Source organism: Streptomyces sp. NPDC096339 (assembly GCF_044762985.1).
In the GTDB taxonomy this organism is placed as follows: domain Bacteria; phylum Actinomycetota; class Actinomycetes; order Streptomycetales; family Streptomycetaceae; genus Streptomyces.
In genome coordinates this window covers 52,478-65,643 of record NZ_JBIWFI010000011.1, presented here as the reverse complement: position 1 = coordinate 65,643, position 13,166 = coordinate 52,478, and the positions used below count along the sequence as shown (strand labels likewise).

Sequence of the window (13,166 nt, the reverse complement as noted above, 5' to 3'; positions counted from 1 at the left end):
CTTCCGTCGTCACTTGGAGACGTTGACGGCCGGAACGTCCTCGCCCAGGAGCTTTCCGTCCGAGGTCTCGAACTGGCGCTTGAAGGCGGCGATCGCGTCGGCGATCGAGCCCAGCGTGTCGTCCGACATCTTGCCGCCGTCGGCGATGGAGGTCAGGAGGTCCTTGCGCTCGCGGCGCAGGTGCTCCAGCAGCTCCGACTCGAAGCGACGGATGTCGCCCACCGGGACGTCGTCCATCTTGCCGGTGGTGCCGGCCCAGACGGAGACGACCTGCTCCTCGACGGGCATCGGCTGGTACTGGCCCTGCTTCAGCAGCTCGACCATGCGCTTGCCGCGCTCCAGCGAGGCCTTCGACGCGGCGTCCAGGTCGGAACCGAAGGCGGCGAACGCCTCCAGCTCGCGGTACTGGGCCAGGTCGACGCGGAGACGACCCGAAACCTGCTTCATGGCCTTGTGCTGGGCGGAGCCACCGACGCGGGAGACCGAGATACCGACGTTCAGCGCCGGGCGCTGGCCCGCGTTGAACAGGTCGGACTCCAGGAAGCACTGGCCGTCGGTGATGGAGATGACGTTGGTCGGGATGAACGCCGACACGTCGTTCGCCTTGGTCTCGACGATCGGCAGACCGGTCATCGAACCGGCACCCATCTCGTCGGACAGCTTCGCGCAGCGCTCCAGCAGACGGGAGTGCAGGTAGAAGACGTCACCCGGGTAGGCCTCACGGCCCGGCGGGCGGCGCAGCAGCAGCGACACGGCGCGGTAGGCGTCGGCCTGCTTCGACAGGTCGTCGAAGATGATCAGGACGTGCTTGCCGGCGTACATCCAGTGCTGGCCGATGGCGGAACCGGTGTACGGCGCCAGGTACTTGAAGCCGGCCGGGTCGGACGCCGGGGCGGCGACGATCGTCGTGTACTCGAGCGCGCCGGCCTCTTCCAGGGCGCCGCGAACGGACGCGATGGTCGAGCCCTTCTGGCCGATGGCGACGTAGATGCAGCGGACCTGCTTGTTCACGTCGCCCGAGCGCCAGTTGTCGCGCTGGTTGATGATCGTGTCGACGGCCAGAGCGGTCTTACCCGTCTGACGGTCGCCGATGATCAGCTGACGCTGGCCACGGCCGATCGGCACCATCGCGTCGACGGCCTTGTAGCCGGTCTGCATGGGCTCGTGCACCGACTTACGGACCATTACGCCCGGGGCCTGCAGCTCGAGGGCGCGGCGGCCTTCGGTCGCGATCTCGCCGAGGCCGTCGATCGGGTTGCCGAGCGGGTCGACAACGCGGCCGAGGTAGCCCTCGCCGACACCTACGGAGAGAACCTCACCGGTGCGCTGCACCGGCTGGCCCTCCTCGATACCGCTGAACTCGCCGAGGACGATCGCACCGATCTCGCGCTCCTCGAGGTTGAGGGCGAGACCGAGGGTGCCGTCCTCGAACTTCAGCAGCTCGTTCGCCATGGCGGAGGGCAGGCCCTCCACCTTCGCGATGCCGTCGCCGGCAACGCTGACCGTTCCGACCTCCTCGCGCGAGGCCGCGTCCGGCTGGTACGACTGGACAAAGTTCTCCAGTGCGTCCCGGATCTCCTCCGGCCGGATCGTGAGCTCCGCCATCTGGGTTCCCTGCTCTCCTTGTTGGGCCTGAAGCTTCTTAGGGGTCTGGGGGCGACCCCCAGGAATCTTCTGCAAGTTCTGCACGGCCCAACCGGGCCGCTAGGAATGCGTTGTACTAGTTGGTGGCTGGTCAGCCGGCCATGCGACGGGTCGCCTCGGTGAGGCGCTCCGCGATGGTGCCGTCGATGACCTCGTCACCGACTCGCACCTGGATTCCGCCGAGGACCGCGGGGTCCACGTCGAGGTTCAGGTGCATCTGGCGGCCGTACAGCTTCGCCAGCACCGCGCCGAGACGCTGCTTCTGCACGTCGCTGAGCGGAACCGCGGTGGTCACGGTGGCGACCATGCGGTTGCGGCGCTCGGCGGCGAGCGTGGAAAGGGACTCGAGTCCCGCTTCCAGGCTACGTCCACGCGGGTGCGTGACGAGACGCGTCACCAGGCGCTCGGTGACGGCGTTCGCCTTGCCGCCGAGCAGGCTGCGCAGCAGCTCGCTCTTGGCGGAGGCGGTGGCCGCCCGGTCGGTCAGCGCGGCACGCAGCTCGGTGTTCGAGGAGACGATCCGCCCGAAGCGGAACACCTCGTCCTCGACGTCGTCGAGCGCGCCGGTCTGCTGGGCCGCCGTGAGGTCGGCGGTGGCCGCCAGCTCCTCCAGCGAGTCCACCAGGTCACGCGACTGCGACCAGCGGGACCGCGCCATGCCGGACACCAGGTCGAGGGTTTCCCCGCCCACCTGGCCGGACAGCAGTCGGCCCACCAGCTCGGCCTTGGCCTCACCGGGCTGCGCCGGGTCCGTGATGACCCGACGCAGCGAGACCTCACGGTCGAGCAGCGCGGTGACGGCTGCCAGCTCACCGGCGAGCTTCGCCGCGTCGACGGACGAGTTGTCCGTCAGCGCGTCAAGACGCTCGCGCGCGGAGGCCAGCGCCTCGCGGCTCGCTCCGTTCATCGGGCCGCCTCGGCCTTCTCCTCAAGCTCGCTGAGGAAGCGGTCGATCGTACGGCTCTGCCGGGCGTGGTCCTCAAGGGACTCGCCGACGAGCTTTCCGGCCAGGTCGGTGGCAAGCTTGCCGACGTCCTGACGCAGCGCCTGAGCGGCGGCCTTGCGGTCGGCCGCGATCTGGGCGTGGCCGGCAGCGATGATCTCCTCACGCTGCCGCTGGCCCTCTGCGCGCAGTTCTTCCTTGAGCGCAGTGCCCTGCTCCAGCGCTTCCTGGCGCAGGCGCGCGGCCTCGTGCCGGGCTTCGGCGAGCTGGGCCTTGTACTGCTCCAGAACGCTCTGGGCCTCGGTCTGAGCGGCTTCCGCCTTCTCGATACCGCCCTCGATCGCCGCGTGGCGCTCGTCCAGAACCTTGTTGATGTTCGGGAGGAGCTTCTTCGCGAGGAAACCGAAGACGATGACGAAGGCGATCAGACCGATGACGAGCTCGGGGATCGGCGGGTAGAGAGGGTTTTCCGTCTCGGCCGCGAGAACCAGGAGGTTCACATCAATGCCTTTCGTCTAATCGGACTAGTGGGTGCAGCTCGTCTTAGTAGACGAACGGCATGACCAGACCGATGAGGGCGAGCGCCTCACAGAAGGCGAAGCCGAGGATCTGGTTGGCGCGGATCAGACCGGCGGCCTCGGGCTGGCGGGCGAGGGCCTGGGTGCCGTTACCGAAGATGATGCCGACGCCGACGCCGGGGCCGATGGCCGCGAGGCCGTAACCAACGGAGCTGAGGGAACCGGTGACGCCTTCGGCGGCGGCGAGGATCTGGGACATGCCAGTTCTTCCTTCTCTTTCACGGATCCGGTGGGGGTTGGCCACCGGACGACAGGGGGTTGGGAGTGGGGCCGACTCAGTGGTGCTCGGCGAGCGCGCCCTGGATGAAGCTGCAGGCCAGGAGGACGAAGACGTACGCCTGGACAGCCTGGATGAAGAGCTCGAAGGCGGTCATCACGATCACCATCACGAACGAGACACCCGCGTAGGCGATGCCGATGCCGTTCAGCAGGTACCAGCTGGCGATCGTGAAGAGCAGCAGCAGGGTGTGACCGGCGAACATGTTCGCGAAGAGTCGGACCGCGTGGGTGAACGGGCGCACCAGGACGTTCGAGAAGAACTCGATGACCATGACCAGCGGGAGGACCGGGCCGAGCGACTTGTCGTAGCCGGTCAGGTTCTTGAAGCCGCCGACGAAGCCGTGGCGCTTGAACGTCACCGACATCCAGATGAAGTACACGATCGCGGCGAGGATGGCCGGGTACGCGATGATCGCGGTCACCGGGAACTGGGCCACGGGGACGATCGACCAGACGTTCAGGATCCACACGAAGAAGAACAGCGAGACCATGAAGGGGACGTACTTCTCGCCCTCCTTCTTGCCCAGCGTCTCGTAGACGATGCCGCGGCGCACGAAGTCGTAGCCGGCCTCACCGATCATCTGGAGCTTGCCGGGGACGACCTTCGGCTTGCCGAAGGCGGCCCAGAAGAAGCCCACGATGATGATGGAGCCCAGGAGGGCCAGCAGCATCGGCTTGTTGAAGTACGGGCTCGTCAGGCCGCGTTCGCCCCACAGCGGTTCGAAGATGAACGAGTGCAGGCCCGGGCCGGGGAAGCCACATCCGTCGAAGATGTGACAGTCGGTCTCGAAGGCGAGAACCTGCGTCGGGTCAGCACTCACCGCGGGCTCCTTCAGCGTGGCGCATAGGTACGGCAACCTCGTTGTGTCGGCGCGGCGAGCAGCCGCGGTTCGGCACTGGACTGGTGTTACGGATGGTGGGGCGGCAGTCAGGCATCGAGCCTCGCGATGGAACAGGCGTCAGCTCAGGTGCCCGCGCCCGCAGTGCCGCATATGGCACCGGACGATAGCAGGATCTCGAACGCGCACTTATCCCGGCCCTACCCTTCACGTCTTCGGCCCCGAATTTCCGGGCTTGTCGCCCGGCGTCGAGTCCGGTTCCACGTAAAGGATCTTGGCCTTCATGTGAGCACGGGTCTGTGCGCCGATCCACACGAGGGTGGTGGCCACGAGCGTGATCGCGAACGCCTTGGGATTGAACAGAGTGGTGTTCTTGAACGCGGCGAGAAAGACGAAGAGCAGCAGGATCTGGGCCGCGTAGAGCATGAGCCCCATGGCCTGGAAGAGATGCGGAAGTGATTTCGCCGTGCGCTGCAGAACGACGAATCCGATGCCCATGAACAGGATCACCAGCAGCGTCGCGATGACAGCGCCGAGCGCCCCCTTGCCGCCGACCACGACGGCACTGATCGCGGCGGCAACAGCGCCGGCGACAGCCGTGGGTACAGCGGCTTGCAGGAGGGATCGGACGTCATTTGACCGCATGGCGGTTTGCTCCGCGTGGTGGTGGGGGCACGGGACTCGTACGGGACGAGCGTAAGCCCGGTCCGAGTGATGTCCTCGGGCCAATGGACCGTCGCACTACGGTCCTTCGGCTCTGTCGCCGGGTTTAGTGAACGGTATCACAAACTATTTGATGAGAGCTTTACCTGGTGGGTGTGCTGACTGTCACACATGAGAGGGACCCTGCGCGTGTGTGCGCGACAGGCAACCGTCTTGTGTGCTAAAGGGCGTTCATGTCGGACATGTACCTGCCGTCGTCAGCGCGCCGATTCAGCCTTACGCCGGTCGGGGAAGCGCGAACGGGGGCCCACGGCGGTCGCCCCGTTGACGCCGGACACACCCGCCGCGACCGGTCGGACGGGCGCCGGCTCGGCGCCCGAGACGTCCTGGAGGGCCGCCTCCGCCGCCGCTTCGGCGGCCCGCGCGGCATGCCGGTAACGCGGCGGAACAAGACCCTCCGCCCAGCGCGGGGCGCGCGGGGTGAAGCGCGGCAGGAGCAGCAGGATCAGGCCGACGGCGCTCAACGCGGCGATGGCGAGCACGATCCACATCGACGTGGAATGCACCGAATAGGCCACCGCGCCGAAGGCGATGAGCCCTGACCAGAAGTACATGATGAGCACAGCGCGGCTGTGCGAATGCCCGAGTTCCAGCAGCCGGTGGTGCAGGTGTCCGCGGTCGGCGGCGAAGGGCGACTGGCCCTTCCAGGTGCGCCGCACGATGGCCAGGACCAGGTCGGCCATCGGGATGGCGATGACGGTCAGCGGCAGGATCAGCGGGATGTAGGCGGGGAGCATCGCGTGCGTCGCGTTGCGCTCACCACCCGCGAAGAGGGCGAGCGCGTCCGGGTCCACCTGGCCGGTCAGGGAGATCGCCGAGGCGGCCAGCACCAGGCCGATGAGCATCGAGCCGGAGTCGCCCATGAAGATGCGCGCGGGGTGCATGTTGTGCGGCAGGAAGCCCAGGCACATGCCCATCAGGATGGCGGCGAAGAGGGTCGCGGGGGCGGCCGACTCGATGCCGTAGCCGAACCAGATCCGGTAGGCGTAGAGGAACAGCGCGGCGGCCGCGATGCAGACCATGCCCGCGGCCAGGCCGTCGAGGCCGTCCACGAAGTTCACGGCGTTGATGGTGATCACGACGAGCGCGACGGTGAGCAGGTTGCCCTGCCACTGCGTGAGCGGGACCGTGCCGATGCCCGGGACGGGGATCCACAGGATGGTCAGACCCTGCATGACCATCACGCCGGCGGAGATCATCTGCGCGCCGAGCTTGATCAGGGCGTCGAGCTCGAACTTGTCGTCGAGGACGCCGACCAGCCAGATCAGGGCCGCTCCGGAGAGCAGTGCGCGCGGTTCGTTCGACAGCTCGAAGACGCCGTTGAGGTTGCGCAGGTGGTCGGCGACGAGCAGCCCCGCGCACAGTCCGCCGAACATGGCGATGCCGCCCAGCCGCGGGGTGGGCTCGCGGTGCACGTCGCGGGCGCGGATCTCCGGCATGGCCCCGGCCGCGATCGCGAACTTCCGCACGGGCCCGGTCAGCAGGTAGGTCACCGCGACCGTGACGCAAAGCGTCAGCAGATATTCACGCACTGGCTGCCCCAGATGTATCGCCGGCCATCTCAGCCCCACACATTAGCTGCGATGTCCCCTCCACCGAGGACGCGAGGGGCCCGTATCCCGGTTGCAGTACGCCCCGCTTGCCCCTATTACTCCCCGTAAGGAGGAAATTCCCCCGTGAGATCGCCGACCTCCGTACGGGTCTTCGCTCCGTCCCCGCGCAGTGCGCGGGCGAAGAGACCTGCGATCTCGACCATCTGGGCCTCCCCCATCCCCTGGGTGGTGACGGCCGCCGTGCCGAGCCGGATCCCGCGCTGGTCCCCGTACGGGAGGGCGCAGGTGTCGAGCACGATCCCCGCGGCGGCCAGCAGGCCCCGGGCGGTCGGGCCGTCCAGACCCAGCGGGGCCGGGTCGGCGGTGATCAGGTGCGTGTCGGTGCCGCCGGTGGTGATCGCCAACCCGCGCTCCTCCAGCGCCTGCGCGAGCACCCGGGCGTTGGCGACGACCCGGTGGGCGTAGGTGGTGAAGGCGGGCGTGGCCGCCTCCCCGAACGCGACGGCCTTCGCGGCGATGGTGTGCATCTGGGCGCCGCCCTGCGTGAAGGGGAACACCGCGCGGTCGACGCGCTCGGCGAACTCGGAGCCGCACAGGATCATCCCGCCCCGCGGGCCGCGCAGCACCTTGTGCGTGGTCGCGCACACGATGTCGGCGTACGGGACGGGGCTGGGCGCGGCCCCGCCGGCCACCAGCCCGATCGGATGCGCCGCGTCCGCGATCAGATACGCCCCCACCTCGTCGGCGATCTCCCGGAACGCCGAGTACTCCGGATGCCGGGGATAGGAGATGGAACCGCACACGATGGCCTTGGGCCGGTGCGCACGGGCCAGTTCCTGGACCTGCCGGTAGTCGATGAGCCCCGTCTCGGCGTCGACCCCGTAGCCGACGAAGTCGAACCAGCGGCCCGAGAAGTTCGCGGGCGAGCCGTGGGTGAGGTGCCCCCCGTACGGGAGCCCCATCGCCAGCACGGTGTCCCCGGGCCGCAGCAGCGCCGCGTAGGCGGCCAGCACGGCGGAAGAGCCCGAATGCGGCTGTACGTTGGCGTGCTCGGCCCCGAACAGCGCGGTGGCCCGCTCGATGGCGACCCGCTCGGCCAGATCGGCGTACTCGCACCCACCGTGGTGCCGGGCGCCGGGATATCCCTCGGCGTACTTGTTGGCCAGGGCGGACCCGAGTGCGGCGAGCACCGCACCGGAGGTGAAGTTCTCGGCGGCGATCATCTGCAAGGTGGTGCCCTGCCGCTGCCGCTCCCCCGCGAGTACGTCCGCCATCTGCGGATCCTGCTGCCGCAGGAGGTCAGTGGGCTGGGTGATGACGCTCATGGCGCGACTCCAGGGGCTACCGGGTACCAGCCACTGTAGGCCCACGAGTAACGATATGCCCCCTTTGACCCCGAATCAGCTTCACCGGGGCGGAGCCCCACCTTCAGCCCCGCCGGCGTTTGAGGCGCGGGGTCCGGGGCGGCGCCCCGGGAAACGGAGAAAGGGCGGGGCGGGGACGGCTCCGCGCAGCGGCCCACCCGCGCCCACGACGCCGACGTTCAGCGAGAAGCCGGCACACCCGTCAGGGCGGTGACGACCGGCTCCAACGCCTGGTTGATCTCATCGCCGATCGACCGGAAGAAGGTGATCGGCGCCCCGTACGGGTCGTACACCTCGTCCGCGTCCGGGGAGGGGGCCAGCAGCCACCCCCGCAGCGCGGCCGCGGCCCGTACGAGGGCCCGCGCCCGCTCCGCCATCCCGTCGTCCAGCGGCGGCAGCGTGGCCGGGTCTATGGCGCGCACCAGGCGGGTGAACTCCTTCAGCGTGAAGGTCCGCAGCCCCGCCGAGTGCCCCATCGAGATGACCTGAGCCCGGTGGTCCCGCGTGGCGGTCAGCACCAGGTCGGCCCGGATCACGTGCTCGTCCAGCAGCTCCCGCCCGGTGAAACCGGACGCGTCCGCCCCGAAGTCGGCCAGCACCGCGGCCGCGTTCGCCTCCATCGGGGCGCCCTCGTGGCCCCACGTACCGGCGCTCTCCACGATGAGGTCCCCTGTGACGAGCCCGCCCAGCCGGTGCGACAGGGCGTGCCGCGTCAGCCGCTCGGTGATCGGCGAGCGGCACACGTTGCCGGTGCTGACGTGGAGTATGCGGAACGAGTCCTTCGCTATGCCACGCCCCTCAGGGCTCACGGGGCGACCTCGAGGTCGGGTACGACCTCCCGCAGCTGCTCGGCGGTGAGCGCACCGGCCCGCAGCAGCACGGGAACCTTCCCCGTGACGTCGACGATCGACGACGGCTCGATGCCGGGCGTCGGACCGCCGTCCAGGTACACGGACACGGAGTCCCCGAGCATCGCGCGCGCGGCGTCGCAGTCCTCGGGCGCCGGCTGGCCGGAGATGTTCGCCGAGGAGACGGCCATCGGGCCGACCTCGGTCAGCAGCTCGATCGCGACGGGGTGCAGCGGCATGCGCACGGCGACGGTTCCGTGGGTGTCCCCCAGGTCCCACGCCAGCGACGGCTGGTGCTTGGCGACGAGCGTCAGCGCGCCCGGCCAGAAGGCGTCGACGAGCTCCCACGCCTGCTCGGAGAAGTCCGTGACCAGGCCGTGGAGGGTGTTCGGGGAGCCGATGAGCACCGGGGTGGGCATGCCGCGGCCGCGGCCCTTGGCGGCGAGGAGGTCGTGGACGGCCTCCGGGCTGAAGGCATCCGCGCCGATCCCGTACAGGGTGTCGGTGGGCAGCACGACGAGCTCGCCGCGGCGCACGGCGGATGCGGCTTCACGCAGGCCCGTCTTGCGGTCCGTCGCGTCGTTGCAGTCGTATCGCCGGGCCATCAGCGGGCCTCCTCAAGCAGCAGGGGGGTGACAGGAAGGATCGCGCCCATCACGGCATGGCCTTGCGGGCGGTCGCGAAACGCGGGCGGTTGTTCAGGTCGGGGTGGTCCGCGGCGTCGGCCCAGCCCCGCTCGTCGGCGAAGATCCAGGGGACCTGGCCGCCCTGGGTGTCGGCGTGTTCGATGACGACGATGCCGCCGGGCCGCAGCAGCCGGTGCGCGGTGCGCTCGATGCCGCGGATGGTGTCGAGCCCGTCCTCGCCGGAGAAGAGGGCCATCTCGGGGTCGTGGTCGCGGGCCTCGGGGGCGACGTACTCCCACTCGGTGAGCGGGATGTACGGCGGGTTGGAGATGACCAGGTCCACCTGCCCGTCCAGCTCGGGCAGCGCGCTGAGCGCGTCGCCCTGGTGGACGGTGACCCGGGAGCCCTCGGCGTTCTTGCGGGTCCACCGCAGCGCGTCCTCGGACAGCTCGACCGCGTGCACCCGCGAGCGGGGCACCTCCTGCGCCATGGCCAGCGCGATCGCGCCCGAGCCGGTGCACAGGTCGACGATCATCGGCTCGACGACGTCCATCGCGCGGACGGCGTGTATGGCCCAGTCCACGACCGACTCGGTCTCGGGCCGGGGCACGAAGACCCCGGGTCCGACCTGGAGCTCCAGGTACCGGAAGAAGGCCCGGCCGGTGATGTGCTGGAGCGGCTCGCGCGCCTCGCGGCGGGCGACGGCCTCCCAGTAGCGGGCGTCGAAGTCCGCGTCCTTGACCAGGTGCAGTTCCCCCCGTTTGACGCCGTGCACGAAGGCCGCGAGCTCCTCCGCGTCGAAACGCGGTGAGGGCACGCCGGCGGCGGCCAGCCGCTGGGTGGCCTGGGCCACCTCGGCAAGCAGCAAGTTCACGCTGGTCCTCCGGGCTGCTGTCGTACGGGGGGTGGTACGGGTGGTTACCGCGGTACTGCGCTGCCGCTTACTGGGCGGCTGCGAGCTTGGCGGCGGAGTCGGCGTCGACGCAGGCCTGGATGACCGAGTCGAGGTCGCCGTCGAGCACCTGGTCCAAGTTGTACGCCTTGAATCCGGTGCGGTGGTCCGAGATCCGGTTCTCCGGGAAGTTGTACGTACGGATCTTCTCGGAACGGTCCACGGAGCGCACCTGGCTGCGGCGCACGTCGGAGGCCTCCTGCTCGGCGGCCTCCTGGGCGGCGGCCAGCAGGCGCGAACGCAGGATGCGCATGGCCTGCTCCTTGTTCTGGAGCTGGCTCTTCTCGTTCTGGCAGGAGGCGACCACACCGGTCGGGATGTGCGTGATGCGCACGGCCGAGTCGGTGGTGTTGACGGACTGGCCGCCGGGGCCGGAGGAGCGGTACACGTCGATGCGCAGGTCGTTCGCGTTGATCTCGACCTCGACCTCCTCGGCCTCCGGGGTGACGAGCACGCCGGCGGCGGAGGTGTGGATGCGGCCCTGGGACTCGGTGGCCGGAACGCGCTGGACGCGGTGCACGCCGCCCTCGTACTTCAGGCGGGCCCACACGCCCTGGCCGGGCTCGGTGGCGCCGTTGCCGCCCTTGGTGCGGACGGAGACCTGGACGTCCTTGTAGCCGCCGAGCTCGGACTCGGTGGCGTCGATGATCTCGGTCTTCCAGCCCACGCGCTCGGCGTAGCGCAGGTACATGCGCAGCAGGTCGCCGGCGAACAGCGCCGACTCGTCGCCGCCCGCGCCCGCCTTGACCTCGAGGAGCACGTCCTTGTCGTCGCTGGGGTCGCGCGGGACCAGCAGGAGGCGGAGCTTCTCGGTGAGCTCCTCGCGCTGCGCGCTCAGCTCCTTGACCTCGGCGGCGAAGTCCGGGTCGTCGGCCGCGAACTCCTTGGCCGTCTCGATGTCCTCGGCCGACTGCTTCCAGGCCCGGAAGGTCGCGATGATCGGGGTCAGCTCCGCGTAGCGCTTGTTCAGCTTGCGCGCGTTGGCCTGATCCGAGTGCACCGAAGGGTCGGCGAGCTTCTTCTCGAGGTCGGCGTGTTCGCCGACCAGTTCCTCGACCGCCTCGAACATCGGGAGACTCCTGGGGTAAAAGTACGAAAGGGGTGCAGGTGATTACGGACCGGGACGACGACAAAGGCGCCGGTCCAGCCGCCCCCGCATGGACAGGGAGCGACCGGGTACCGGCGCCTGGGTCGCGCTACTTCTTGGCCGCACCCTTGCCGAAGCGGGCCTCGAAGCGGGCCACACGGCCACCGGTGTCGAGGATCTTCTGCTTGCCCGTGTAGAACGGGTGGCACTCGGAGCAGACCTCGGCACGGATGGTGCCCTCGGTCAGGGTGCTACGGGTGGTGAACGACGCGCCACAGGTGCAGCTGACCTGGGTCTCGACGTACTCGGGGTGAACATCGCGCTTCAAGGTGTCTCCTAGATTCGGGAGGGCGCCGGGTCGCAGGAGCCGAATTGCGCACTGCGTGAACCGGGGCCGACAGACCAGTCTGCCAGGACCGGGCTGCCTGTCAAAATTCTGAGGACGCATCCCTCAACGGAGGGGGGCCGGCATCTATTCCGCGGGGCCCCGGATCCCCTCCGGCCAGGGCTTTCGCTGGCCCGGCCGGCCCGGTGGCCGGCGCGGGCTCACGGGCTCTGCTGGACGATCCCGCCGGCCGTGCCCTTGTCGCCCATCGAGTTCGCGGTGGCCTCTGCGGGGATGGGCTGCTCGGCGCGGAGCGCGTCCCAGAGCATCTTGGACTCCTTGGTGAGCGGGGCCACGCGGTCGGGGTCGCGGGAGTCCGCCGTCACCGGCAGGGTGATCATCTGGAGATCGCGGGCGTCGATGCCCTGAAGGCTCTGGGCGAAACCCATGAGGGACTTCACGTCGCCGAGGGACTTGTCGGTGGTGAGCGCCTTCGTGGCGGTGTCGGCCAGGTCCATCAGCCGCTTGGGGTTGTCGAACAGGCCGATGCCCTTGACCTGCTTGATCAAGGCCTTCATGAACGCCTGCTGGAGCTGTATTCGGCCGAGGTCACTGCCGTCGCCCACGGTCTTGCGGGTACGGACGAGGCCGAGGGCCTGCTCCCCGTTCAGCTTGTTGGGGCCGGCCGGGAGGTCGAGATGGCTCCCGTGGTCCTTGATCGGCTTGTTCGTGGTGATCTCGACGCCACCGAGGTTGTCGATGATGTTCTTGAAGCCCGTGAAGTCGACCTCGATGTAGTGGTCCATGCGGATCCCCGACATCGTCTCGACGGTCTTGACCACGCAGGCCGCCCCGCCGAGCGTGTACACCTCGTTGAACTGCGTGCGCTGGCTGGCGGCGATGGTCTTGCCCTTGGGCGTGACGCAGGAGGGGCGGGCGACCATCGTGTCGCGGGGTATGGAGACGACGCTGGCCTTCTTGTGGCCCTCGTACAGGTGGACGATCATCGCGGTGTCGGAGCGGGCGGAGCCGCCGTCGTCCTGGCCGTACTCGGAGTTCGCTCCGCCGCGGGAGTCGGAGCCGAGGACGAGGATGTCCATCGAGCCGTTGTCGATGTTCTGCGGGCGGTCGGTGCCCAGCGCCTGGTCGATGTCGACGGTCTTCAGGTTGCCGTTCAGCTTGAAGTAGAACCAGCCGAGGCCCGCCCCGCCCAGCAGGACCACACCGGCCGCACTCCAGGCGGCTATGACCAGGCCCCTGCGGCGCGTCGCGGGTTTGCGGCGGCGTCCCCGGCCCGCGGCACGGTGGCCGGCGACGCCGTTGCTGTCCTGGCTCATGCTCTCCTCAGTCCTGAATCGCGGTCCCCCGTCCCTTGACACAGACGGACGAGCGTCCGGCAGGGTTC

The 13,166-nt window shown here is 69.2% G+C and carries 14 protein-coding genes; all 14 read right to left on the bottom strand.

Annotated features, from left to right (window positions below):
* Positions 1 to 9: 9 nt before the first annotated feature.
* Positions 10 to 1,605, bottom strand: a complete 1,596-nt coding sequence (atpA, locus tag ACIQ5Y_RS16950; protein ID WP_403880429.1) for a F0F1 ATP synthase subunit alpha — start codon at positions 1,603 to 1,605, stop codon at positions 10 to 12.
* 130 nt (positions 1,606 to 1,735) lie between these two features.
* On the bottom strand, positions 1,736 to 2,551 hold the full coding sequence (locus ACIQ5Y_RS16945; RefSeq protein WP_403880428.1) for a F0F1 ATP synthase subunit delta: 816 nt from the start codon (positions 2,549 to 2,551) through the stop codon (positions 1,736 to 1,738).
* Positions 2,548 to 3,087: a F0F1 ATP synthase subunit B gene (locus tag ACIQ5Y_RS16940; RefSeq protein ID WP_403880426.1), complete on the bottom strand. Its 540-nt coding sequence runs from the start codon at positions 3,085 to 3,087 to the stop codon at positions 2,548 to 2,550. Before ACIQ5Y_RS16940 ends, ACIQ5Y_RS16945 begins: the two co-directional genes overlap by 4 nt.
* 43 nt (positions 3,088 to 3,130) lie before the next feature.
* Positions 3,131 to 3,364 (bottom strand): ATP synthase F0 subunit C, encoded by a 234-nt coding sequence (atpE, locus tag ACIQ5Y_RS16935; protein ID WP_030857147.1) that lies wholly within the window; start codon positions 3,362 to 3,364, stop codon positions 3,131 to 3,133.
* A 76-nt stretch (positions 3,365 to 3,440) separates the two neighbouring features.
* Positions 3,441 to 4,280, bottom strand: coding sequence for a F0F1 ATP synthase subunit A (gene atpB, locus ACIQ5Y_RS16930; protein WP_403880634.1), 840 nt, complete (start codon positions 4,278 to 4,280; stop codon positions 3,441 to 3,443).
* 210 nt (positions 4,281 to 4,490) lie between these two features.
* Complete coding sequence (locus ACIQ5Y_RS16925) at positions 4,491 to 4,928, bottom strand: hypothetical protein (RefSeq protein ID WP_403880424.1); 438 nt, start codon at positions 4,926 to 4,928, stop codon at positions 4,491 to 4,493.
* Positions 4,929 to 5,203: 275 nt separating this feature from the next.
* Entirely contained in the window at positions 5,204 to 6,538 is a 1,335-nt protein-coding gene (locus tag ACIQ5Y_RS16920) for an MraY family glycosyltransferase (RefSeq protein WP_403880422.1), read from the bottom strand.
* 116 nt (positions 6,539 to 6,654) lie between these two features.
* Positions 6,655 to 7,884 (bottom strand): serine hydroxymethyltransferase, encoded by a 1,230-nt coding sequence (gene glyA / locus ACIQ5Y_RS16915; protein WP_403880420.1) that lies wholly within the window; start codon positions 7,882 to 7,884, stop codon positions 6,655 to 6,657.
* Between the two features lie 218 nt (positions 7,885 to 8,102).
* On the bottom strand, positions 8,103 to 8,732 hold the full coding sequence (locus tag ACIQ5Y_RS16910) for a protein-tyrosine-phosphatase (RefSeq protein ID WP_384586231.1): 630 nt from the start codon (positions 8,730 to 8,732) through the stop codon (positions 8,103 to 8,105).
* Complete coding sequence (locus ACIQ5Y_RS16905; protein WP_403880418.1) at positions 8,729 to 9,376, bottom strand: L-threonylcarbamoyladenylate synthase; 648 nt, start codon at positions 9,374 to 9,376, stop codon at positions 8,729 to 8,731. Before ACIQ5Y_RS16905 ends, ACIQ5Y_RS16910 begins: the two co-directional genes overlap by 4 nt.
* A 49-nt stretch (positions 9,377 to 9,425) precedes the next feature.
* Positions 9,426 to 10,271, bottom strand: coding sequence for a peptide chain release factor N(5)-glutamine methyltransferase (gene prmC, locus ACIQ5Y_RS16900; protein WP_403880416.1), 846 nt, complete (start codon positions 10,269 to 10,271; stop codon positions 9,426 to 9,428).
* Positions 10,272 to 10,338: 67 nt separating this feature from the next.
* The gene (gene prfA / locus ACIQ5Y_RS16895) at positions 10,339 to 11,418 is read right to left on the bottom strand and encodes a peptide chain release factor 1 (RefSeq protein ID WP_384746981.1); all 1,080 of its coding nucleotides are present in this window, start codon (positions 11,416 to 11,418) and stop codon (positions 10,339 to 10,341) included.
* Positions 11,419 to 11,545: 127 nt separating this feature from the next.
* Positions 11,546 to 11,764 (bottom strand): 50S ribosomal protein L31, encoded by a 219-nt coding sequence (gene rpmE / locus ACIQ5Y_RS16890; protein ID WP_007266580.1) that lies wholly within the window; start codon positions 11,762 to 11,764, stop codon positions 11,546 to 11,548.
* A gap of 218 nt (positions 11,765 to 11,982) precedes the next feature.
* A complete protein-coding gene (locus tag ACIQ5Y_RS16885; RefSeq protein ID WP_403880413.1) occupies positions 11,983 to 13,098 on the bottom strand; it encodes an LCP family protein in 1,116 nt (371 codons plus the stop codon).
* Positions 13,099 to 13,166 lie beyond the last annotated feature (68 nt).